A 22,052-nucleotide genomic window follows, 5' to 3' on the forward strand; every position below is an offset into this window, starting at 1 on the left:
GGACGGCATGGCACGCGCGCATTGCGAGCGCGAGTGCGCACAACGACCGAGTGCGGTAGCTTTAGCGATAAATGGAAAACGGCGAAACATATCTTGCAAGAGCCACACCCCGGGCTTTGCTTAATCATCGTGACTGGCCGGTCTTCTGGCTTGCCTTCATTCTTCCCTGATCGTGCCTTCCCGTGCGTTGGACAGTGGCGGTTGATCAGAGTCGTCAGGCTTACAGCAGCGGGGACTGCGCCGGAATGGTGCGAGATGAAAATCCCGCGCGTCACCGGCTTCCCGTTTCACCCTTCGGCCGACAAGCAGAAGGGCACCTTTCACGTATTGGCGCGCATTCTACATGCAAAATGCGATCAGAGGTAAATTTGGGCCACGACAGGGGTACTTCGTCCACGGCCGTGTGAAATGGATCAATGCTGAGCAGTCACGAAGCCAACACAACGTTCAGAAGGTTGTGTGCTCTTCTTCGAAAAGCCAGGTGAGGGGATTTTTCTACCATCGAAACGGCCATTATTCCCTCCAACGACGCAAAGATTAACTCGGCGAGTTCGCGCTCTGCGCCGTCCTGCCGCAATCTCAAATTGGCCGGTTCGCTGTGCAGAATCTTCTCTAGCCAGTCTATATTCTGCGTTGCAAACCGCTGTAACTCTTCAATGCATGTACGCTCCTGGAACGACGGTTCGCGCACCATCATCAGGTACATGCAAGGCCGCTTGCCGTCCTCCAGCATTTGCGCGAAGAGTTCGGTGTATTGCCGAAGGTGCTCAGCAAGCGTCAAGCTACCTGATCCGGAAATCGCATTCAGCCTTGATGCCTGCTCTTCTCGATATAGTTGCATTGCCTGTCGGGCCAGATCTTCTTTCGATGCGAAATGATGGTAAAGGCTCGGTGCCTTAATCTGTAGGTTATCAGCGATTTGCCGCATTCCCAGTGTGCTGAAACCGAACTGCTGAAACAGGCGTATCGCCGCGCCCAGAATGGCCTCCCGGGTGAGTGACGCTTGATTTGCTTTGACAGGCGCCATGGGTGTCACTCCAGAATCTCGATGCCACCGCGGTGGGCAACGAACAGAAGCGCTTCTTCCAATGCGTAGGCCTCATGCTCGTCGCTTCCCTGGACATGAAGTACGTCTCCTGCCCGCATCTCGACGTCATTGAAGCGGATAGCGCCTTCCAGAATACAGATTTGCTCCCACCCATGATGGGAATGTTTTGGAAAGCGTGCGCCCGCCTGGAACCTGGCCAAGTAGCCGCCGTCGCCGTCATTACCTGTCCAGGTCGAACATGTCTGAATCCCGGGAATGCCTGAATCGCACCATTCACGGTTAATTTGCCGAACCAAATTCATTTGCTGATTTCCATCTCATAAGGAATACGGAACTCTAACTAACGTTCGTTAGGTTGTCAATGGCAGGTTCATCTGGAGCAAGCCAGGGCATGACCCTGGCTTGCTCGGTGCCTGTTGCTTGGTCTCGAGGCCGGTATCGGACGCTTGAGGGGGATCAGAACTTGTACTGCAGGTTGGCAAAGAACGACCGGCCGCGTGGGTCACCGTAGGTCGGGTCCCAGGTCACTTCGAAGTAGCGCGACTGGTTGGTGAATGGCGGCGCGGTATCGGCGACATTAATCACGCCGGCGCGCAGCTTGAGGTTCTTGTTGAACGAATAGCTGCCGGTCAGGTCCCACAGCGAATAGGCCTTCACATCACGGTCGTTCCAGCCCGGATCAGCCAGGCCCGGAATGTTCTGGTCGCGATAGCTGGAGAAGAAGGTGTTGCCCAGGCTCAGGCTGAGGGGACCCTGGGTCCAGTCGACACTGAGTTTGTGGCGCCAGCGCTGCACGGCCTTGTCGTCGCGGAACACGCCCAGGCCATTCGTCATCGGCGAGAGTGGATCGGACTGGAACTTGTACTTGGTGATCAGCGTGCCATCCAGGCTGGCGCTGAAGCGGCCCAGCGACGTGGCATCGCCACGCCAGTTGAGCGCAAGATCGAAGCCTGACGTGTTGAGCTTGCCGCGGTTTTCTTTCTTGAACTGCAGGAAGGACACCACACCATCTTCGTCGCGCACCACGATATTCGGATCGTTGTAGTAGACCGGGTTGTCGAACACGGTTTGCTCACCGATCTCCGAAATAATGTCGGTCTTACGAATGATCCAGTAATCGAGGCTACCGCTCCAGTTGTTATTGGGTTGCAGTACCACGCCGGCAGAGAACTGTTTGGATTTTTCCGGCTTCAGCTGCGGGTTGCCGTAACGGTCCAGGTCGAACTGGGCAATTTCTCCCGAGACCGGGTCTTTAACAAAGCTGGCCGTGGTGCCGGAACGCACCGGCAGGAACAGTTCGGCAATCGACGGTGCACGGAAGCCGGTGCCGTAGGAAGCGCGGCCCAGTACTTCTTTGCTGGGACGGTAGCTGACGGCGATTTTCGGATTGGTGCTTGTCAGTTTCGGGGTGGTGATATTGGTCAGCGGATCGTGTACGCCTTTGTAGCGGTCATGGCGGATCGCGAACTGGCCTTCCCATTCCTTGCTGAACGGCGCATTGATCTCCGCATAGATGCCGGCTATGTCGCGCGAGTTGGACGAATCGGCCAGCAGTTCGTCGGAGCTGGCGCGGTCACCCTGCACGTCATTGGTGCGCAATGCTTCGGTAGAGCTGAACGCGGTCTTCTCGCGCCGCAGCTCGGCGCCCACCGCCAGCATGGCATCGCCACCGCCCAGCGCCATCAGCGGGCGGGTCACCTTGCCATCGACGCTGTCGCTGGTGCCTTTGGAGATACGCGCTGCGTCGTGGATCTTGATCGAGTCCATGAACTTGCGCCCCGAGCCGTCCGTCGCCGGAACAAAGGGGTTGTACTGGCCGCTGGCCATGCCCGCCAGCATTTTGCTGCGTGAGACCCAGCCATCCATATCGAGGTCGGTAGCCTTGTTGACGCTATGGTTAAGCGCCGTATCGTAATCCCAGTCGCCCACCTTGCCGGTCGCACCCAGTACGAAGCGCGACGCTTTGCTGGTCACTTCCGAGGTGCGGCGGCCGGCGTCCGTCAGGCGGAAGCGGAAGTTGACCGGGGTGACGATGCCGGTCTTCGCTTGCAGGTCGGCCGGCAGGAAGATGCCGTTGTCGGTGCCGTTGATGCTGCCCGAAGTGGCGGGCGATGCGGCATAGCTGGTCTCGGCTTTGCTCAGCAGGACTTCGGCAAACACTTCATGGGTGTCAGCTATCTGGAAGGTGGCACGGCCGATAAAGCTTCGCTTTTTGGATTCCGGATAGACTTCGGAGTCGCCCATGTAGTTGAAGGAACAGCCTTCGGTGCCGCCAGGACCGAGTGGCCGCACCACGTTCGGGCTGCCATTCACGCAGGAGTCCTTGCCGAAGTTGACGCGCCGGCCCGGCGACGGCGCCCAGGTGCCGCCAGGGCCGGAACCTTTCAGGTAGCTCGAATTGTTCAGGGTCGCCAGCTGGGCAGGAGTCAGGTCGACGTTGGCAGGGAATGTGTAGCTGGAGAGCTGCGGAGAGAGGCGGTCCGGCAGGCTGTATTCCTGCATGAACTCGCGTTGCGAGCTGGCCAGGCGGTCGGTTTTCTGCACGTCCAGTGCGCCGAACACGTTGTAGCGGTCAGTGCTCAAATTACCAAAGCCTCCGGACAGCGAGGCCGATCTTTTGCCGCCGCCACCTTCGTGCGTACGCAGCGCATACACGCTGGCATCGCCACCCTGGTAATCCTTGCGGGTGATGAAGTTGATCACGCCGCCCATGGCATCGGTACCGTAAATCGCCGAAGCGCCATCCTTGAGCACTTCCACGCGCTGGATGGCGCCGGCTGGGATGTTGTTCAGGTCGACGCCGGAATTGTCGCCAGGGCTGGCGAAGTTGGCCATGCGGCGGCCGTTCAGCAGCACCAGGGTGCTCGATACACCCAGGCCGCGCAGGTTGGCGCCATTGAATCCGCGCTGGCCACCCATGACGTCGCTGACGCTGGCACCGTCGGTCAGGCCGCCGACATTCGAGGAAATTTTTTGCAGCAGTTCAGCTGCAGTTGTCACGCCGGTCTTTTCAATGTCTTCGCGCTTGATGACTTCTACTGGCAAAGCTGTCTCACCCTCGATGCGCTTGATGCTGGAGCCGGTGATTTCCACGCGCGGCATGGTCTGCGCGTAAGCGCTCAAGCTCATGCTGCCAAGGGCGAGTAATACAGCATGGGTGCAATGGGTGCGGCGGAAGGCCGATGCCTTGTGCTTGCCAGGTATTTTCATGCGATCAGTCCTCGTGAGTAGGTATTCAAACGCTATTAACTAGCTTCGGTGGAACTGTTTCAGTGTATGCAACTTTGCACGCCTTGCGCGCGCAGGAACTTGCATGAGTACCTCGGTGCAAAGGGGGTGTTGGATTGTTGCAACAAAGTCAATGCCGGATCAATGGCAACATGGTCGGCAATTCCATTCCAGTGAAGGAGCCTGTTCGTGAAATCCGTATCGACACTGCTGTTATGCGCGGCGCTATCCAGCGGCCAATTTCCGGGTTCCTGCGCCCATGCTGCGGACGCTTTGCCGTCGCAGGCGTTCCAGCCTGTCGCCGGTACGGTGGTGCCGATGGGTGGCTCCGTGCGCAACGATAACGAGGCGGTACGCCAGCGCCTGGTGCAGCTGGCCGGCGGCCCTGCGGCGCGGTTTGTGGTGATTCCCAGCGCATCGTCGCAGCCTGAAACGTCGGGCGCGGAGGCGGTGGAGCAGCTAAGGCGCCGCGGTGCCCAGGCGGAACTGCTGAAGATCGCTCCGTGCTGGGCTGGCGAGACGCTGGAGTCCGCACGCCGGGCGGCAGCCGACCCTGCCATCGTGGCCAGGATCGGTGCCGCCACAGGCGTGTTCTTTACCGGTGGCGAGCAGGGGCGCACGGCCGACGTATTGAATCCGGACGGGAAGGCATCTCCGGTACTGCAGGCTGTGCGCGAACTGCAGGCGCGCGGTGGCGTGATTGCCGGCAGCAGTGCCGGTGCCGCCATCATGAGCAGCACGATGTTCCGCGATGCGATGAATTCCGTGCAGGTGATGAAGGGCGTGATGCGCGACGGTAAGGAGATCGACCGGGGGCTGGGGTTTGTTGGCGAACAGCTGTTCATTGACCAGCATTTCCTCAAGCGCGGCAGGGTGGGGCGCATGCTGGCGCTGATGCTCGCCAAAGGCTACAAGGTGGGGCTTGGCGTGGACGAGAACACCGCAGCGATTATTCACGGTAGCGAAATCGAAATTGTCGGCGGCAGTGGCGCGCTCCTGCTGGACTTGCGCCGGGCAACGCAGGAACAAGGGCCTGTGAATGTACGCAATGTACGGATTTCCTATCTCGATAATGGCGATCGGTATGACCTCGCTAGACTGCAGGGGCAGGTGCTGGCGGCAAAACAGGCCAGGGGTGAGCTCAAGTTCCGCCAGCCAGGCTTTGCTCCGGAGCTGGAATTCATGCGCCCCGCCTATACCGACATCCTCGGCGAAAACGCCATCCTGCGTGCACTGTCGCAACTGGTGGATGGTCCGCGCGACCATGTGCGCGGCATCGCCTTCGACCTCGAGCAGCTACCCGATGCACCAGTTGCCGATCCAGCCCCTGAGCTGGGCTTCGAGTTCATGCTGCGGCGCGATGAGCATACGCATGGCTGGGACAGTGCCGGACTGGATGATAAGGATTACTCGATCTTCGACGCCAGGCTCGATGTGCGGCCGGTGCGTTTGAAAACGCCGTTCTACCAGGCGTGGCAGGAGCCATGAATTTTTGCCTTCACCTGACTGCGTCCTGGATTCTGCCGCTGGACTGCAAGGCATTCTTCAGCGCATCCGCATTGACGGTCACCTGGCCGCCCTGCATCTCCTGAGGTTCGGCGATCTCGATGGAGGTCGTGGTGAATTCAGTGCTATGCACTTTGCCGGAATTCAGCATCACATGGACGGTGTTGCCATCCTCGGCCGAGCATTTTGGTGCAGCCCAGGGAATGCGATGGCGCAGTGACAATTCAAGAGAATCCCCCTTGGATGGACGCCTATATTGAACTGGTGCTGTCGGCGTCCGCCGTACGCGCCACACTTCATTCAAGAGGAGGTCCATGCAATTAGTTATCAAGCTCGCTCCGGAAATTTCGCAAGTCAAATCCCGTGCTGATGTGCCGCCGTTCACACCGGAGTTGAGACGTACCTTGACGGCGCTCGCTCTAGACTTGCACCCAATGCATCCGGGCAGCAGTGATCCTGATCTGACGGGTTTTTTTTATACGGAAGTAGCGGATCAAGGCGCCGCCGTGCACGCACTCGGCTTGCTGCAACAAGCACCTGGTGTTCAGTCAGCATATCTTAAGCCGCGTGACGAGATGCCCTGAAAGTGACCGCAACAGGAACGTAAGGGGAGGATCTGCAATGCAGAAGAATCGTGGATTCATCGCAGGAAACAAGCAGGGTGGCGGTGCCCCGTCTGGCGACGGAAATGTACCGGAACGGCTCAAAAGCGAATGGGAGTTGATTGTTGTCGCGGAACCTGGATTTGCGCTGCGCTCCCGGCAGGATGGTGTTGAGTCGGCGGCCAGTGCGGACGTCGCGCCGCTGGCACGTTTGCTCGAGGCCGAGCAGATTGTGCTGGAACCCTTGTTTGGCAGCGAAGACAAAGTACTGCGCGAGCGGCAGATGGCGCCGGCGGCATCGGATGGCAGCCCTGAAATGCCGGACCTGTCCGTGTATTACCGTGTCGACGTGGCACAGGACCGCATGGCGCACCTTGCCGAACAGCTGCGCAAGCAGCCATCAGTCAATGCCGCCTACATCAAACCTCCGGCTGAACTGGCCCATGCGGCTTTGGATGTCACATGGGAGGAGCTGAACACGATGACGCCGGATGCGCAAGATGCGCCCCCGGTGACTGCGGACTTCAGCAGTCGCCAAGGGTACCTTGATGCCGCACCCGGCGGTATCGATGCGCGCTATGCGTGGACCTTGGGCGGCGGCGGCGGCACAGGGGTGAATGTGATCGACCTGGAATGGGGATGGCGCTTCAGCCACGAAGACCTGCTTCAAAACCAGGGCGGCGTGGTAGGTGGCACCGGCGCCACCAGTACTGACCACGGGACAGCCGTGCTGGGCGAGATCAGCGGCGACCGTAACACGATCGGCATCACCGGCATTGCGCCGGAAGCGTCCATCAGCGCGGTGGCCTTCTCCATGCCCACTGCTACGGCAATCCGCAACGCAGCGGACCGTTTGCGCCCCGGCGATATCATGCTGCTGGAAATCCACCGGCCTGGTCCGCGTTACGCCTTCGCGGGACGCCTGGACCAATTGGGCTATGTCGCCGTCGAGTGGTGGCCGGATGATTTCGCAGCCATCCGTTATGCCAGCAGCAAGGGGATCCTGGTGGTAGAGGCAGCAGGCAACGGCGCCGAGAACCTAGACGATGCGCTGTATAGCACCCGGCCGGCAGGTTTCCCGGCAACATGGACCAATCCATTCAATCGCAGCAATCCCCAGTGCGGCGCCATCGTGGTCGGCGCCGGCGCGCCGCCGCCTGGAACGCACGGCAATGACCATGGTCCGGATAGATCGCGCCTGGGATTTTCCAATTTTGGCGCGTGCATCGACGCGCAGGGGTGGGGCCGCGAAGTCACGACCACCGGCTATGGTGACCTGCAAGGCGGCGGCAACGAGGACCTCTGGTACACCGACCGCTTCAGCGGAACATCCAGTGCTTCCCCCATTGTGGTGGGCGCCCTGGCATGCGTGCAAGGCGTGCTGCGCGCACGCGGGCGAATTCCCATGTCGCCGGCAAGGGCGAGGGAGGTTTTGCGTACCACGGGCTCACCCCAACAAGATGCACCGGGCCGCCCGGCCAGCCAGCGCATCGGCAATCGCCCCAACCTGCGGCAGATCCTGGCGGCGGTCACGGCCAATGTGACGCCCTGGGTCGGGGTTCAGTTCCGCGGCAGCCTGCCTGCTGGCGCCAGCCGCCGCTGGTTCACTTACAACTGGCCGGCACATTGGCACATGCTGTGGACTGTTGTCCCGACAACGCCGAGGCCGGGCGGGCCGCAAATCAAATGGCAGGTCCAGGTGGAGCGAGCGTCCGATGCATACATCACTTACTGGATCACGATCACGAACGTCAGCGCCGCGCCATGCGACATCGAAGCCCGCTACGCCGTGCTGGGTTGGTAAATCTTTCGGAGGCATATCATGAGAGTTGGAGTTCAGTTCACCGGGTCGGTGCCAGCGGGTGCAACCCGCCGCTGGTTTACTTTCAATTGGCCACAGGCCTGGCATGTTAAGTGGAATGTGGTGCCGACATCGCCACGCCCTGGTTCACCACAGATCGACTGGGATGTTGAAGTTGAGCGAGCGGATGCCAACAATATTACTTACTGGATCAGCATTCGCAATGTCACCGCGGAGCCCGTGAACATCGAAGCTCGTTATGCGGTGTTGAACTGAAAGGAGCGATTCATGCGTATTGTCATCGAGACAGATGAGCAGTCAGGTGCCGGTTCAAGCGGCAGCATGGTACGAGCCGGCGGGGGCGACTCCGCTTCGTTTGCGCCCGCGGCGCTTGACGCTACCGATGCGGGCCCGCCGTCGCAGCAGCTGCTGCAGGCGATTTCCGCAGCCAGCGCACCGAGCCTGGCAAGGAACGTCGGCCGTGAAGCCATTGACGGCGGCGGACCAGCCCTCGAGTTGGTGCAAGATCTAAGGCAATCTGCCGCGGAGCCTTCCAGCCGCTCTTCGGAGAGCCCGGAAAACGGCGGTGGCGCGCCGCTGTGACGTATTGAATAGCGCGAAATAAAGCGCGTCGCAATGCACGCCATCCATCTCCTGGATGGCGTGCCATCAGTCGGTAGCGCATCCCACCTTACATTGATACGTCGCTGTTACTTGTGTTACGCATCGCCACGCTCCTACCATCAAAGTCGTGCAGCGCAGTGCCATCCACATTTCGCATCGCGATCGCTTGTTCGTGCTTCCGATTAGGAAGCCGACGTAAAAATGCGACTGTGGAAATGTGCGCAATTCTTCGTCATTTCGCCATGTAGAGTAGACCTGCATGCTCATGCGGAACTGGCTGTACTCACGTAATCAGGCTGTGAAGCGGGCAGTGCGAGGTCCGGGCTTTGATTGGCCTGCCGCCGCGCATTGCATACGTTCCAATTGCGATAGCGAGGTGTATGGTGAGAATGCGTGTATCCCAGGACGGGCCGAAGGCATTGACCGTCAATGCGGTGGCGGGCACTTATGTTGTACTGCTCGGTATGGAGGTGAGCGATGACGCGCGCAAAGGCTTGCTAGGCTTTGCAATCCATCGGACGGATAAGACGGCCGATGAACAGTATTGGTTAAAGGGGTTCAAGACCTTTGAAGCGACTGAACCCAATCCTGCGCCAGGCAGCCTGGTATCGACCCTGGAGCATCCGGTGCAAGGCTTCCTGTGGGGCGACTACACGGCCAAGGCGAACAACAACTACGTCTACAAGGTGGTGCCGGTATATGGCGATCCGCGCAACCTGCAATACGGTGTTGCGGTCGAAGTGCCTGTGACCACCGAGAACGAGGACAATGGCGCACACGCCATCTACTTCAATCGCGGCGTGGCCGGCAGCCAGGCATATGCCCGCAAGTTCGGCAACGTCAGCCCGGCAAAGGCGGGGCCGGAGGCATACAAGTGGCTGTCGCGCGGCGTGGAAGAGGCGATCATCGCTTTCATCGGGCAGGCAAAGGGCGAGCGCTACGCGATCCGGGCCTCGGCCTATGAATTCAGCCACAAGGCAGTACTGGCAGCCTTTGGTGCGGCTGCCGCCAGCGGCGCTGATGTGAAAATCGTATACGACTGCCGTAAGAAAGAGCCGCAGGAAACCAGCAACAAGGCTATTGCGGCAGCTGGCATTGCAGCGCTGATGATTCCGCGCAAGGCAAATCCAAGCTATATCTCGCACAACAAGTTCATCGTGCTGCTAAAGGATGGCGAGCCGGTCGAAGTGCTGAGCGGGTCGACGAATTTCACCGACGGCGGCATCTATGGGCAGTCGAACGTGGTGCATATCACGCGCCTGCAGGAGGTGGCATCGAAGTACCTGCAGTACTGGCATCAACTTGCTGTCGACACGCCTGCCGTAAAACTGCGCCCTGAGAACCTGAAACAGACCCCCGATCCCGAAGGCGACCTGGCCACCGGGGTGCACGTCGTGTTCAGCCCTCGTCCTTCGCTGAATGCCCTGCAATGGTATTCGGGCAGCATCGACCAGGCGCAGAAGCTGGCAGGGTTCACGGCGGCGTTCGGCGTCAACAAGCTGTTCGCCGATGTCCTGGCACGCAATTCAGCGAATATGCGTTACGTGCTGCTGGAAAAGCCTGGCCCGACATATGACGAGTTCAAGGCCGTTCGAAACAACCTGATCGCGATTGGCGAGGTGCTCGACACGGAAGTTGTCGGCGACTCGGAGTTGCATCGCTGGCTGGGTGAAAAGCTCAGTGGCCTGAACAGCTTCGTCAACTACGTGCATACCAAGTACCTGTTTGTCGATCCAATGGGGGCCAATCCGACCGTCATCAGCGGCTCCGCCAATTTCAGCGATGCCTCGACCACCAACAATGACGAGAACATGCTGATCGTCCGCGGCAATTGCAGCGTGGCTGACATCTACCTCGGTGAGTTCATGCGCCTGTGGAGCCACTTCCGTTTTCGCGATGTCGCCAAGCGCTACTCGATGGTCAACGCGAAAAAGGCTGTCGGCAAAGCGGCCAGCGCCGGGAGTGGCGACAACGCGCCGTACCTGGCCCCGGACGATAGCTGGATACGCACCTACTACGGCGACAACCTGGCCAAGGTAACCGAGCGTGAACTGCTGCAGGGCATGTACATCCCGAAACAATAAAACAGGAGGGACATGGTGATGGATCTGATCGGCGGGCCGGTATGCCAGGCCAAAGTGGACCCCAGCCTGCTGCCCGGTGACGGCCAGGCGTTGACGCATGCGAACAAGGAAGCGCTGTGGGACATCTTCAAACAGATTGCTGTGACCTGGAAGAACGTGCGCTACGAGTCGTCGAACCTGAAAAGCTCGTGGCTGGAGATGCTGCAGCAAAAATCGGAACTTGCGCCCAGCTACACCGGCGAATACGTCAACGCCATCTATGTGGTCAGGGAGCTGGTGGCGATGTACGGCGAGGGGGAGGCATACCGCAGGCTGTTCCTGGCGAACGGCATCCCGCCCGGGCCGCCAGGCACGCGCCTGGCCCACGCCAAGCGCTACGTGGTCGATGAATTCATCAAGCTGCAAGTGATGATGAGCGGCTTCAAGCACTTCGGCGGCAAGAACTACCACGGCTATGTGAAGGGTTCGCGCTACAACGAGCATGCGCTGGTGCGGCAGTACGAACCAAAGGAGAACAACTCATGACTGCCAGCCGAGTCTATGACTATGTCATCGTGGGATCCGGTGTGGCGGGGGTGAGCCTGGCCAAGCGCCTGTTGGAGGACGACCCCGAAACCGCTATCCTGATGCTGGAAGCCGGTCCGTTCATACCGTCGCGCGACCGGCGCTCCTGGTGGGACTACATCACCTTGAACCGTGCGCCGTACGACTTCACGTATGACCAGGATTGGGAAGTGCCGTCCACCGGCAACGTGAACTGGCTATCGGCAGGTACGCGAGTGAAGGCGGTTGGCGGTTCGACCATGCACTGGGGAGCCTGGAGCCTGCGCTTCAAGCCGGAAGACTTCCAGCTCTACACGAATACCGGTGAAGGCGCCGACTGGCCAATCGGCTACAACGACCTGGAGGACTATTACAACCAGGCGGAGGAATTCCTGTCCGTCTGCGGCGACGACGCCGAGGACTGGTCGCCGCGCAGCAAGCCCTATCCGGCACCGCCTTTCGCCTGGACGGCGGCCGATGGCGAGATGATCGAAGCCTTCCAGGCTTTGGGCATCAAACCCGGCAAGATGCCGATTGCCCGCTACCGGAAATGCCTGACCACCGGCACCTGCAAATACTGTCCTTTCGGGGCCCGCTTCTCCGCGCAGAACGTGCTGACGGAAATGACGGACAACAAACGCTTTGTGAACTTCGAACTGCGCGCCAACACGCCAGTGACGGAAGTGCGCATGCGCAGCAAAGAGGACGTGGACGGCCTCGATTGCATCGACAACACAACCGGTACGCACTACATCGTGCAGGCAAGCCGTTACGTCATCTGTTCCGGCTCCTATGAAACGCCGAAGCTGCTCATGAAATCGAAGAACCAATACTGGCCGCAAGGCGTCGGCAATGACCACGACCTGCTGGGGCGTTTCATCATCTCGCACTCCATGCTCAAGGTGCGGGGCCGTACCCCCGCCAATCCGAACCGGTGGTTCCAGGAGTACGACTTCCCGACGTTGATGTCGCGCAGCTACGATACGCCGGAACGGCAGAAGATCGGCAAGATCTTCTTGTTCAAGGACCGTGTACGCCCCAATACCGACATCGCCGCCTTGATGATCGCCGGGAAGACGCCGGAAGAGGTGGACACGATCGTCAGCGGCCCGATGGAGATGGAGCTGCAGGCTTTCATGGAGGAGAAGGGCAAGTTCGACAACCGCCTGCAGATCGCCGAGGGCTATGACAGGTTCGGCCTGCCGCTGACGACGGTCAGCTTCAGTCGTACCGAGCAGGAAAACATCAATACGCAAGCCAATCTCGACCTGATGCAGGAAGTTATCGTCAAGATGGGTTACGAAGTGGTGTACGCCAAGACGGAAGACCCGGGTGCGCACCATACCACCGGCACCTGCCGCATGGGTGCGACGCCGGAGATGGGGGTCACCGACAGCGACCTGAAAGTTTTCGCTACCGACAACCTGTACCTCTGCTCGAACGGCGTCTTCCCGAGTGGCAGCGCAGTTAATCCGACACTGACGCTGACGGCGCTGTCGATGCGCCTGTCCGATCACTTCCTTGCCCACCCAATCAACAAGGCCCAACCATGACTACCGCCCCCGCCAGCAGCCTGCACGACCGTGTGTGTCAGGTCCTGAGTGCCCGCAATCCGAGCATCAAGGAGAATGTTGCGTGCCTGATGCATGCCGAACTGGAGGTGAAAGTCAGCCCGGAAGAGCGGCTTGCCTTGCTGAAGAAGACTTTGCAGCAGGCAGTGCTGCTGGAGTTTGCCACGCTGCCCCCATACCTGTGCGCCTTGTGGTCGATCAAGGACAATCTTGATCCGGTGGCCAAGTCGATCCGGCACGTGGTGCAGGAGGAAATGCTGCACATGGCGCTGGCCTGCAATATGCTCGCGTCGCTGGGTGGCAAGCCGCATATCTACGACACCACCAGCGGCGGGCTGCATTATCCATGCGCATTGCCAGGCGGCGTCCATCCCGAACTTCACATCGGGCTGGCCGGCCTGAGTGATGCAACGCTGGACGACTTCATGGAAATTGAACTGCCGGAAGCACCGATGGAGATCGGCACTTACGACAGCAAGTACAAGCACGCCCATGATCACGAAGGGACGCACGCCAGTACCATCGGGGCGCTGTACGACGCCATTGCCCATGAATTCGATAGCCTGAAGCCGGAAATGACGCCGGACCACCAGGTCGCGGGGCCATTGTCCTGGTTTGTGGTGGATGCCCCTGAAAAAGTGGTCAGCGCTATCGATTGGATCAAGACGCAGGGCGAGGGCGCGGTGCAGCTCGACCCTTCGGAGAAGGGCCTGGCGTCCTTATCGCACTACTACCGTTTCTGGGAAGTGCGCGAGCGGCGCAAGATCGAGTACGACCCGGTCAACAAGAAGTACGTATTCGGGGCGCCGCTCGAATTCCCAGAGGCCTGGCCCATGGCAGAGGTGCCGGAAGGCGGCTACCGCGCCGATGAAGTGAGCCAGGAGGTTGGCGACCTGCTGCTTGGCTTTGACCGCACTTATTCGAAGGCGATCCAGCTGCTGGAAAGCGCCTGGGGCGAGGGCGGGCAGGGCGCGATGTGGCGCGCCATCGAGTTGATGTTCGAGCTGGAAAAAACGGCGCGGCCCCTGATGCAGATTCCGATTCCTGATGGCCGGGGCACGTACGGCCCTTGCTTCCGCCTGATCAATCTTTGAGGAGCCGCCATGTTATCGACACCCCAGCAGGCCGGCGAGCTGCGACATGTAGTCAGCACCGTCGAACTGAATGCATCGGCCGACACGGTATGGTCGGTGGTTGGTGGTTTCTACACCATCCACCACTGGCATCCCGATATCACGGAGTCGGAGGTCGATCCTGAGCAAACCGAGATCCCGATGCTGCGGCGGGTGCTGACCTTTCCAGGACAGCCCACGACGACCGAAGAGCTGGTGACGATGGATAACCCCAATCGCTGGTACAGCTACAAGTGGCAGGCCGGGGCCTGGGGCGAACAAGTGAAGGAGTACCAGGCGCAGATCCGCGTGCTGGAGATCGTTCCCGGCCAGACGTGCATGGTGCATTGGTCCTCGACATTCCGCTACACGGAAGATGCACTGAGCTCGTTTTACCAGCGCGGGTTGGATAACCTTATCGAGCGCTTTGGCCGTTCAAAATCAAGGAGCTGACATGGGAAGCTATGTGGAAATCAACGACACACTTCAACTGACTACGGAGCAGGGATTCCCCGCCGACCTGCTGAACCTGTCGCGGCACCGGGAGAAGCCGATTACGCTGCAGGACGTGGAGGGCAGGGTGTTCGAATTCAAGGACAAGCCGAGTGCCCGCATCTTCCAGCTGGACCCTGTGCGCGTCTATTACGTCCACAATATCGATGGCAAATGGCTGTTCTGGGGCAGGGTCTTCGTCGAGAGCCAGACCATCTACAAGAAACTGAACGCCGATGGCAGCTGGACGGAGGGGAACTGGCTAACATCCGGCAGCTACCGCATCATCGACGTGTATCCGCCGGACTACCAGCACACGTTTACGCTGCATGAGGCGCCGGCGGATCGCAATTACTTCAAGCCCTGATACGTCACTCAGAACTGTGGCAACTGGCGTCGCCCTTTAACGGTCAGTTGCTGCCTCACGCCGCTGGACGGATGTGGCACCGTTGCCCCGGCGGGCTGTCCGCCTCCGACCCAAATGATGGCACTGCCGGCTTCCACGATACGGTTGCCCTTCGCGTCGACCGTGCTCATTGCTTTGCCATCCAGCGCAAATGCGATCCTGCGCCGCTCGCCCGGCTCCAGGTGGACGCGGGTGAAGGCGGTCAGCGTGCTGGTCGGCGCGCTGCCGCCGGGACGGCTGACGTACACCTGAACCACCTCATCACCCGCGTATTTGCCATCGTTTTTTACGTCAACCGAGAGTTTGATGCCGCATCCGGCGCAGACGGTCTTTGGCGTTGCCGCACTGGCGGAATAGCTAAAGTGCGTGTAGCTGAGGCCGTGCCCGAACGGATAGAGTGGCGCGCCCTTGAGGTACTTATAAGTGCGCCCTTGCATGCTGTAGTCCTTAAATGGAGGCAAGTCCGCGGCCGCTTTGTAGAACGTCACCGGCAGGCGGCCGGACGGGCTGAAGTCGCCGGCGATGAGTTCGGCCACAGCCTGTCCACCTTCGCCGCCCGGATACCAGGCCTGGATGATGGCCGGCACATTGCCTTCGGCCCAGTTGAGAGCCATGGCGCTGCCGCTCATATTCACCAGCACCATCGGCCGGCCGAGTGCTGCCAGGCGCTCCAGCAGCGCTTCCTGGGGGGCGGGAAGGTCAATGCTGGTGCGGTCGCCGCCGGCAAAGCCGGGCGCTTGCACGGACATCTCCTCGCCTTCGAGTTCCCAGTTCAGGCCGCTGACATAAACGATCAGGTCAGCCTTGCTTGCTGCTTCCAGCGCAGCCGTATCGTCGAAACTTGGCTTGCTCCACTGCAGGCGCTGCTCGCCGCTCCAGCCGGTCTGTTGTGCCTCGATTTCGATCCGGTACACTTTACCGGCCTGCAGCCTGATCTCGGTTTTTGCAGTCGGCCAGGCGATGTCCCACAAATCTGCCACCAATTGGCCATCGACGCGAATGCGGTAGGGCTGGCCGCCTTTCAGGCGGAAATTGTGCATGCCGCTTTCTGCGGCGCGGACGTAGCCGGACCAGCGCGCTGAAGTCTGGCGTTCATATGCGTCAGGCCAGCCCCATTTGAACTGGGCCTGCGCCATGGTTTCCGATGCACTCGGCGTACCTTGCAGCCTGGTGTTGTCAAAGCGCTCCAGCTTCAACCCGGCCTGGGTGCATGCGGCGTCGGAGTACAGGTTGCCAGGCGGCAGGTCTTGCAGGGGCGGGGCGACCCAGCCCGTACCTTCGACATAGCTCACCTGGGCATTCGGGAAACGGGCACGGATGCCGTCCAGTACTGTGACTGGCCTGCTCGGCGTGCCGCTGTAATTGCCCACCAGCGCATCGATGCTGTGGGCGTTCGGCCCGATCACAGCAATGTGTCGTGGCGCTTTCTTTAGCGGCAGCAGGCCGTCGTTTTTCAACAGCACGAGCGATTGGCGTGCCGTTTCCAGGTTCAGGCTGCGGTGCGCCGGGGTGTCGTAGTCTTTGGCGCTGATTTGCCGGTAGGGCCGGTTGCCTGGCGTTTCGAGCAGTCCCAGCCGGATGCGCGCTTCCAGCAGGCGCTGTATGGCGCGGTCGAGGGCGGCTTCCGCCAACAAGCCCTGTTTGACGGCGCGCACCGTGGTCGCAGGCGCCGCGGTCGGCGAGCCGCCAAATTCGCAGACCAAGTCGGTGCCGGCGTTTACTGCCGCCGCAACCGCTTCTTCCGGCGTCTTGGCATAGCGGTGTGCGCCGTCCAAATGGATGTCTGCCACGGCGCCGCAATCCGATACGATATGGCCCCGGAACTTCCAGGCGCCGCGCAGGAAGTCCTTCAGCAGCGGCACGTTGGCGCAGGCCGGCACGCCATCCACGGCGTTGTAGGCGCACATGACCGACAAGGCCTTGCCTTGCGTGACGGTGGCATGGAATGCGGGCAGGTAGGTCTCGACCAGGTCGCGCGGCGCAGGATGCACGTCATCGCGGTGGCGATCCGATTCGGGGCCGCTGTGAACCGCCAGGTGCTTGACGGTAGCCGACACCTTTGGCGCCAGCGGGTCGTCGCCTTGCAAGCCTTGGATATACGCGACTCCCATGAGCGAGGTCAGATAGGGATCTTCGCCATAGGTTTCCTGGCCGCGGCCCCAGCGCGGATCGCGGAAGATATTCACGTTGGGCGACCATACAGTCAAGCCCCGGTAAATGCCAGTGGCGCCGTCGGCGCCGACCGTTTCAAGATATTTGGCGCGGAATTCGGTGGCGACCGTATCGCCGACCCGCTTCATGAGGGCACTGTTCCAGGTCGCCGCGAGGCCGATGGCCTGCGGGAAGACCGTGGCGTTGCCGGCGCGGGCAACGCCGTGCAAGCCTTCGTTCCACCAGTTATAGGCGGGAATGCCCAGGCGTGCGATGGCCGGGGAGTCGTGCTGCAACAGGCTGGCTTTCTCTTCCAGCGTCATTTGCGCCACCAGGTCGGCCGCGCTGCCGCCGCTGTATGCCTGTGCCGACAAGGCATACATGCCGATGACAATGGCCGCTGCCTTGGCGCATACGGACCTGCGATCGATGTTCATGACAGATTTTCCTGCCGGTTCGGTTAGCGGCAGAGCGCACTGACTGGATTTTCACCCTTGGCGGTGATCACCCCCAGGCGATACGGGATCTTGATGTAGTCATCCACAGGCACTGCCGGGTCATTGCCCTGGAAGAGGTATTCGAGCGGCCGGCAAGGATCGATGGTCATTGTCTGGTCCGCGTTGGTCCGGACCATTTCGCCGTGAGAGATACCTTCCGACCAGATCTTTTCGACGTTAGTGCGGTTGGCGAAGGCATTCATGGGGGCGGAAGAGAATGGCTCCCATTTTCCTTCCAGGCCGTCGCTTTTCCAGATCCGGAAGTAGCGCCCCTGCGGAGAAATTGCTTCCACCAGGGTGATGTAGGTTTGTGTATTGGCGATCCTGTAGGTGTTGCTCGCCTCGAACAGGTCCTCCCTTTTTTCGTTCATGACGGCGACCGTGTTGTGGAAGCCATTCGGGAAGCGGGCTATATCGGTTTCGGAGCGCAGCATGCGGCCGTGGTCATCGGTATTGAACAGGTAGCACTTCTTTTCGTCGCAAATCACCCAGAAATCCAGCCAGCCATTGCCCTGCGGCTGCTTGATGATATCGGGAGCGACGGAAAAAAACGGTTTAGGTGCGCTCCAGGACGCCGGATCGCCGATGTCGTTCGACGTCGAGTAGAGTGGATCCGGGCCCTGATAGATGAGGTACCAGGTTTTTTGCGGAGCAAAATAGAATACCTGCGGTGCAGCGCGATACCCCGGCCCCATCGGGGACCTGTCAAGCGGGACTATCTTTGCGCTCGGCGCCTCCGACCACTTTTCAAAGCTGGTGTAGGCGAGCCCCCAGCCTGCCGATCCGGCGGTCGTCATGAATACGTGGTACCTGCCGTTCACACGGACAATCGACGGGTCTTTCACGGCATAGATTGCCTGCTTCGTATCCGGTTGCGGCGATATCAGTGGCGCGCTCGATTCCCAGCCAAACGTCGCATGGCTTTCAGTGCCGCCCGAAATGCTGTTGGGACCGCTGCACGCTGTCAGGGCAGTCATGATGGTCACGCCGAGAATGCATTTTTTCACGTTCAAGATTCTTCCTCTGGGCAGCAAGGGAGCAGTCGGCATTGCCGTACTGCCTCTCTATTGATAATTTGCGAAAACTCACTCTAGGGTAGACGGTTTCTATACGTCAATAAGTTCCAGACCGGTTGCTAGAAATAATAAACAGCCTCGGTAGTTTTATATTGCGCGGTTATGGTATATGATGATCGTCATGTCAAAGAAAACCACAAAGCAACAGTTGCCAACTCGTAAAGAGGAAACGCACGAGCGTATCGTCGAGGTCGCGGCGCGCGCCATTCGCCGTACCGGCTACAGCGGCACCGGTGTCGCTGACATCATGAAAGAGGCCGGCCTGACACACGGCGGTTTTTATGCGCACTTCGATTCGCGCGACGCGCTGCTGGCTGAAGCCGGGGATCGTGCCGGCGCCGAGTCGGTGGCGCTGGCGGGGCGCGTGGCGGCGGCAGCTGCGCCGGGGCAGGCGTTGCAGGCAATGATGCAGGCCTACCTGTCGCCAGAACACATAGCAGCCATTGAAACCGGATGCCCGGTTTCGGCACTGGGATCGGAAATGCCAAGGCAAGCGCCGGAGGTGCGGCGTGCGGCAACCATCCACATCAAGGAAATGATTGACTTGTTCGCGCGGCAAATGCCGGACTGGGGCCAGCCCCAGGCGCATGAACAGGCAATGGCCCTGGTTTGCGGCTTGATTGGCACAACGATGGTGGCGCGTGCGGTTGACGACCCCAAGCTGTCGCAGGCACTCTGTGCGGCCGCGCTCAATCGATTTTTACCGGCCTCCGGTTGAAGCGGGGCGCTGCGGCGGCGCCTTTTTTTTGGCATGAAATATGATACGCATCATATTGCGTAATCGATTTGAGAGGAATCTGGCATGAAAAAGATCGCTTTGGTTACCGGCGCTTCGTCCGGCATTGGCGAGGCGACGGCAACGCGCCTGTCGGAGGCGGGCTTCAAGGTGTACGGCACCAGCCGCCGCGGCGCCCAGGCGGGGACAGGGGCATACACGATGCTTTCCCTCGATGTGACGAGCGACGATTCGGTGCAGGCCGCGGTCGCGGCCGTGATCGCGGCGGAAGGGGGCATTGATTTGCTGGTCAACAACGCTGGCTTTGGTGTGGCGCCAGCGGGGGCGGAGGAAAGCTCCATCGCACAGGCGCAGGCGATGTTCGACACCAACTTCTTTGGTGTCGTTCGCATGACGCGCGCCGTGCTGCCGCATATGCGGGCGAGGGGAAAGGGGCGCATCGTACACATCGGTTCCGTGCTGGGCATCCTGCCGATGCCTTACGGCGCATTGTATGCGGCCAGCAAGCATGCCATTGAAGGCTATTCGGAATCGCTGGACCACGAATTGCGTCACTGGGGCATTCGTTCCATCGTGATCGAACCGGCATACACGAGGACACCGTTCGACGCCAACCTGCTGCAGCCCGACGCCACGCTGGAAGCATACGGCGAAGTGCGCAACACCGTCGCGCGCAGGGTGCAGCAGGCGATGGCAAGCGCCGAAGGCCCGGGGGTCGTAGCGGAAACGGTATTGAAAGCGGCCCTGGCAGGCAAACCAAAACCGCGTTACACCGCCGGAGCCCTGGCAAGGCGCCTGCGCCTTTTACGCTCATACGCGCCGGCCGGCCTGGTGGACGCAGGGCTGCGCAAGGATCTGGGCCTGGCATAGCGCAAGGTCCGGGGTATCTGTTGAAACCATTCGGGAAAATTCCAATGAAAGCACTCGTTTTAAAGCGCTACGGCGGCGCAAAGCATGTCGAGTTCGCGGACCTTCCGCGACCCGCGGTTAAACCGGATGAGATCCTGGTGCAGGTGTACGCAGCCGGCCTTAATCCCATCGATAACATGATTCCGACGGGGAGTTTCAAACCCCTCATCAAACTCCGGCTGCCGGCAACCATGGGCAGCGACCTTGCGGGTATTGTGGTGGAGACGGGGAGCCGGGTGACCCGATTCAAAGTCGGGGACGCGGTCTTTGCCAGCACCTTCGACCTGGGCGCCGGCACGCTTGCCGAATATGCTGCGGTGCCGGAGCACGCGGCAGCGCTTAAGCCGGAGAACCTGGACTTTGTGCAGGCCGCGTCAATTCCAATGGTAGGCCTGACTTCATGGCAAGCGTTCGCCGAACGTGCCAGGCTGCAGCCTGGCCAGAAGGTCTTTATTCCGGCGGGTGCCGGAGGTATCGGCAGTTTTGCCATCCAGTTGGCGAAACTGTTCGGCGCCAGGGTCGCAACGACGACCAGCACCGCCAATGTGGAATTGGTGCGCCAGCTGGGCGCGGACGAAGTGATCGATTATAAGAAGCAGGAGTTCGAAGAGCTGCTGCGCGACTGCGACGTGATACTTGCGACACTGCGCGGCGGCGAGCTGGAAAAGTCCCTGCAGGTCGTTGCGCCAGGCAGCAAGATCGTCTCGCTGATCGGGCCGCCGGATGCCGCGTTCGCACGGCAGCGCGGCATGAACTTCCTGATGAAGTTCGTGTTCGGCCTGCTGAGCTGGAAAATCATCCGTCTCGCGCGACAGCGTGCGTCCAGCTATTCCTTCCTGTTCGTTCGTCCGGATGGCCGGCAATTGGCAAAGATCGGCGAACACCTTGCCGCGTCGCGCCTGCGTCCCGTGGTCGATAAAGTGTTTCCCTTTGCCCAGGCAAAGGAGGGGCTGGCCTATCTCGGGCAAGGCCGGGCGAAAGGCAAAGTGGTTGTGCAAATGGTGGCTTCCGAGGCGGCAAGTGATGCCATACCGGGGTAGCCGGCTACCCCGGTATGGCAAAGCCAGGGATCAGCTACGGCGGCGCACCAGGGAGGCGGCGGCCAGCCCTCCCAGCATCAGCGCCAGCGTGCCTGGCAGCGGCACGGCATTCGCCGCTTCTGCCACCTCGATATTGTCGATCTGGTTGAAGGCGCCCGAGCTTAAGCGCAGTTCTGCGATGCCGGTCAGCGCCGCAGTCCAGCTGCCTGCATCCTGGATGGCGCCGAGCAGCTTGCCGTCGGCCGACACCTTGCTTACATCGACCAGGTAATCGAAGCTCTTCAGGTTGAACAGTCCGCCGCCAACGCGGGTCAGCGTCACGAAGGTGTCCAGTCCGTTGTCGAGGCCGTCGTGCCAGTTGAAGGTCTGGGGCTCGAACGTGCCGGTGCCGAGGTTTGCCGAACCGGGTGCTGCGTTGGGCGCGTGCAAGGTCAGCTGGAAACCGGCTTCCACATAGCTCAGGTTCGAACCGTCATAGTTCATGCCTGCTGCCAGTGGAAAGCCGTTGCCGTACATGAAGCCGGTGAGGCTGTCGAAGCTCAGGATGGTTGCGTTGGCGCTGCTGGCTGCCGCGCCAAGGGCGATGGCGGCGAGGATGGATTTGAATTTCATAGGGTCTCCGAAAG

21 protein-coding genes and 1 riboswitch are annotated in these 22,052 nt (G+C 60.5%); of the genes, 14 read left to right on the forward strand and 7 right to left on the reverse strand.

Annotated elements, in window-relative coordinates:
- Positions 1-117: 117 nt before the first annotated feature.
- Positions 118-336, reverse strand: a riboswitch (cobalamin riboswitch).
- Between the two features lie 91 nt (positions 337-427).
- The 3 genes from ASE26_RS18170 to ASE26_RS18180 form a co-directional block, all read right to left on the reverse strand.
- Complete coding sequence (locus ASE26_RS18170) at positions 428-1,027, reverse strand: TetR/AcrR family transcriptional regulator (protein WP_055923984.1); 600 nt, start codon at positions 1,025-1,027, stop codon at positions 428-430.
- 5 nt (positions 1,028-1,032) lie between these two features.
- Positions 1,033-1,350, reverse strand: coding sequence for a cupin domain-containing protein (locus ASE26_RS18175; RefSeq protein ID WP_055923981.1), 318 nt, complete (start codon positions 1,348-1,350; stop codon positions 1,033-1,035).
- 154 nt (positions 1,351-1,504) lie between these two features.
- Complete coding sequence (locus tag ASE26_RS18180; protein WP_057246675.1) at positions 1,505-4,258, reverse strand: TonB-dependent receptor; 2,754 nt, start codon at positions 4,256-4,258, stop codon at positions 1,505-1,507.
- Positions 4,259-4,465: 207 nt separating this feature from the next.
- On the opposite strand from ASE26_RS18180, the gene ASE26_RS18185 reads away from it, so the two are divergent.
- On the forward strand, positions 4,466-5,764 hold the full coding sequence (locus ASE26_RS18185) for a cyanophycinase (RefSeq protein ID WP_057246676.1): 1,299 nt from the start codon (positions 4,466-4,468) through the stop codon (positions 5,762-5,764).
- Positions 5,765-5,774: 10 nt separating this feature from the next.
- Here the strand turns inward: ASE26_RS18185 and ASE26_RS30730 are convergent, their stop codons facing one another.
- Entirely contained in the window at positions 5,775-6,005 is a 231-nt protein-coding gene (locus ASE26_RS30730) for a hypothetical protein (RefSeq protein ID WP_156397805.1), read from the reverse strand.
- A gap of 91 nt (positions 6,006-6,096) precedes the next feature.
- Between ASE26_RS30730 and ASE26_RS30735 the strand changes: the two genes are divergently transcribed.
- The 10 genes from ASE26_RS30735 (at position 6,097) to ASE26_RS18225 (ending at position 14,978) form a co-directional block, all read left to right on the forward strand.
- Positions 6,097-6,366, forward strand: a complete 270-nt coding sequence (locus ASE26_RS30735) for a hypothetical protein (RefSeq protein ID WP_156397804.1) — start codon at positions 6,097-6,099, stop codon at positions 6,364-6,366.
- Positions 6,367-6,403: 37 nt separating this feature from the next.
- Complete coding sequence (locus tag ASE26_RS18190) at positions 6,404-8,188, forward strand: S8 family peptidase (RefSeq protein WP_082507043.1); 1,785 nt, start codon at positions 6,404-6,406, stop codon at positions 8,186-8,188.
- Between the two features lie 18 nt (positions 8,189-8,206).
- Entirely contained in the window at positions 8,207-8,461 is a 255-nt protein-coding gene (locus ASE26_RS30090) for a hypothetical protein (RefSeq protein WP_082507042.1), read from the forward strand.
- Positions 8,462-8,473: 12 nt separating this feature from the next.
- The gene (locus ASE26_RS18195; protein ID WP_057246677.1) at positions 8,474-8,788 is read left to right on the forward strand and encodes a hypothetical protein; all 315 of its coding nucleotides are present in this window, start codon (positions 8,474-8,476) and stop codon (positions 8,786-8,788) included.
- A gap of 410 nt (positions 8,789-9,198) precedes the next feature.
- Positions 9,199-10,893, forward strand: coding sequence for a phospholipase D-like domain-containing protein (locus ASE26_RS18200; RefSeq protein ID WP_162259185.1), 1,695 nt, complete (start codon positions 9,199-9,201; stop codon positions 10,891-10,893).
- 12 nt (positions 10,894-10,905) lie between these two features.
- Complete coding sequence (locus ASE26_RS18205) at positions 10,906-11,418, forward strand: hypothetical protein (RefSeq protein ID WP_055923965.1); 513 nt, start codon at positions 10,906-10,908, stop codon at positions 11,416-11,418.
- Complete coding sequence (locus ASE26_RS18210) at positions 11,415-12,989, forward strand: GMC oxidoreductase (RefSeq protein ID WP_057246679.1); 1,575 nt, start codon at positions 11,415-11,417, stop codon at positions 12,987-12,989. The genes ASE26_RS18205 and ASE26_RS18210 overlap by 4 nt, the downstream gene beginning before the upstream one ends.
- Positions 12,986-14,101: a ferritin-like protein gene (locus tag ASE26_RS18215; RefSeq protein ID WP_055923960.1), complete on the forward strand. Its 1,116-nt coding sequence runs from the start codon at positions 12,986-12,988 to the stop codon at positions 14,099-14,101. The genes ASE26_RS18210 and ASE26_RS18215 overlap by 4 nt, the downstream gene beginning before the upstream one ends.
- Before the next feature lie 9 nt (positions 14,102-14,110).
- On the forward strand, positions 14,111-14,572 hold the full coding sequence (locus ASE26_RS18220; protein ID WP_055923957.1) for an SRPBCC family protein: 462 nt from the start codon (positions 14,111-14,113) through the stop codon (positions 14,570-14,572).
- 1 nt (position 14,573) lies between these two features.
- Positions 14,574-14,978 (forward strand): hypothetical protein, encoded by a 405-nt coding sequence (locus ASE26_RS18225; RefSeq protein WP_055923954.1) that lies wholly within the window; start codon positions 14,574-14,576, stop codon positions 14,976-14,978.
- Between the two features lie 8 nt (positions 14,979-14,986).
- Here the strand turns inward: ASE26_RS18225 and ASE26_RS18230 are convergent, their stop codons facing one another.
- Both ASE26_RS18230 and ASE26_RS18235 read right to left on the reverse strand, forming a co-directional pair.
- Positions 14,987-17,605: a glycoside hydrolase family 3 C-terminal domain-containing protein gene (locus ASE26_RS18230; protein WP_057246681.1), complete on the reverse strand. Its 2,619-nt coding sequence runs from the start codon at positions 17,603-17,605 to the stop codon at positions 14,987-14,989.
- A gap of 23 nt (positions 17,606-17,628) precedes the next feature.
- Entirely contained in the window at positions 17,629-18,672 is a 1,044-nt protein-coding gene (locus ASE26_RS18235; protein WP_229207042.1) for a non-reducing end alpha-L-arabinofuranosidase family hydrolase, read from the reverse strand.
- 178 nt (positions 18,673-18,850) lie between these two features.
- Between ASE26_RS18235 and ASE26_RS18240 the strand changes: the two genes are divergently transcribed.
- The 3 genes from ASE26_RS18240 (at position 18,851) to ASE26_RS18250 (ending at position 21,426) form a co-directional block, all read left to right on the forward strand.
- Positions 18,851-19,459, forward strand: a complete 609-nt coding sequence (locus tag ASE26_RS18240; RefSeq protein WP_057246682.1) for a TetR/AcrR family transcriptional regulator — start codon at positions 18,851-18,853, stop codon at positions 19,457-19,459.
- Positions 19,460-19,543: 84 nt separating this feature from the next.
- Positions 19,544-20,347, forward strand: coding sequence for an oxidoreductase (locus ASE26_RS18245; protein WP_055923945.1), 804 nt, complete (start codon positions 19,544-19,546; stop codon positions 20,345-20,347).
- A gap of 44 nt (positions 20,348-20,391) precedes the next feature.
- The gene (locus tag ASE26_RS18250) at positions 20,392-21,426 is read left to right on the forward strand and encodes an NADP-dependent oxidoreductase (protein WP_057246683.1); all 1,035 of its coding nucleotides are present in this window, start codon (positions 20,392-20,394) and stop codon (positions 21,424-21,426) included.
- Positions 21,427-21,456: 30 nt separating this feature from the next.
- Here the strand turns inward: ASE26_RS18250 and ASE26_RS18255 are convergent, their stop codons facing one another.
- Positions 21,457-22,038 carry a hypothetical protein gene (locus ASE26_RS18255; RefSeq protein ID WP_057246684.1) on the reverse strand — a complete coding sequence of 194 codons (582 nt, stop codon included), beginning with the start codon at positions 22,036-22,038 and terminating at the stop codon, positions 21,457-21,459.
- Between the last annotated feature and the right edge of the window lie 14 nt (positions 22,039-22,052).

Source organism: Duganella sp. Root198D2, assembly GCF_001428585.1.
Classification (GTDB): domain Bacteria; phylum Pseudomonadota; class Gammaproteobacteria; order Burkholderiales; family Burkholderiaceae_D; genus Rugamonas.

Excerpts from the sequence above, each read along its gene's own strand:
- ASE26_RS18170 (WP_055923984.1), bottom strand. The coding sequence starts at position 1,027 with ATGGCGCCTGTCAAAGCAAATCAAGCGTCACTCACCCGGGAGGCCATT.
- ASE26_RS18175 (WP_055923981.1), bottom strand. The coding sequence starts at position 1,350 with ATGAATTTGGTTCGGCAAATTAACCGTGAATGGTGCGATTCAGGCATT.
- ASE26_RS18180 (WP_057246675.1), bottom strand. The coding sequence starts at position 4,258 with ATGAAAATACCTGGCAAGCACAAGGCATCGGCCTTCCGCCGCACCCAT.
- ASE26_RS30735 (WP_156397804.1), top strand. The coding sequence starts at position 6,097 with ATGCAATTAGTTATCAAGCTCGCTCCGGAAATTTCGCAAGTCAAATCC.
- ASE26_RS18190 (WP_082507043.1), top strand. The coding sequence starts at position 6,404 with ATGCAGAAGAATCGTGGATTCATCGCAGGAAACAAGCAGGGTGGCGGT.
- ASE26_RS30090 (WP_082507042.1), top strand. The coding sequence starts at position 8,207 with ATGAGAGTTGGAGTTCAGTTCACCGGGTCGGTGCCAGCGGGTGCAACC.
- ASE26_RS18195 (WP_057246677.1), top strand. The coding sequence starts at position 8,474 with ATGCGTATTGTCATCGAGACAGATGAGCAGTCAGGTGCCGGTTCAAGC.
- ASE26_RS18200 (WP_162259185.1), top strand. The coding sequence starts at position 9,199 with ATGCGTGTATCCCAGGACGGGCCGAAGGCATTGACCGTCAATGCGGTG.
- ASE26_RS18205 (WP_055923965.1), top strand. The coding sequence starts at position 10,906 with ATGGTGATGGATCTGATCGGCGGGCCGGTATGCCAGGCCAAAGTGGAC.
- ASE26_RS18210 (WP_057246679.1), top strand. The coding sequence starts at position 11,415 with ATGACTGCCAGCCGAGTCTATGACTATGTCATCGTGGGATCCGGTGTG.
- ASE26_RS18215 (WP_055923960.1), top strand. The coding sequence starts at position 12,986 with ATGACTACCGCCCCCGCCAGCAGCCTGCACGACCGTGTGTGTCAGGTC.
- ASE26_RS18220 (WP_055923957.1), top strand. The coding sequence starts at position 14,111 with ATGTTATCGACACCCCAGCAGGCCGGCGAGCTGCGACATGTAGTCAGC.
- ASE26_RS18225 (WP_055923954.1), top strand. The coding sequence starts at position 14,574 with ATGGGAAGCTATGTGGAAATCAACGACACACTTCAACTGACTACGGAG.
- ASE26_RS18230 (WP_057246681.1), bottom strand. The coding sequence starts at position 17,605 with ATGAACATCGATCGCAGGTCCGTATGCGCCAAGGCAGCGGCCATTGTC.
- ASE26_RS18240 (WP_057246682.1), top strand. The coding sequence starts at position 18,851 with ATGATGATCGTCATGTCAAAGAAAACCACAAAGCAACAGTTGCCAACT.
- ASE26_RS18245 (WP_055923945.1), top strand. The coding sequence starts at position 19,544 with ATGAAAAAGATCGCTTTGGTTACCGGCGCTTCGTCCGGCATTGGCGAG.
- ASE26_RS18250 (WP_057246683.1), top strand. The coding sequence starts at position 20,392 with ATGAAAGCACTCGTTTTAAAGCGCTACGGCGGCGCAAAGCATGTCGAG.
- ASE26_RS18255 (WP_057246684.1), bottom strand. The coding sequence starts at position 22,038 with ATGAAATTCAAATCCATCCTCGCCGCCATCGCCCTTGGCGCGGCAGCC.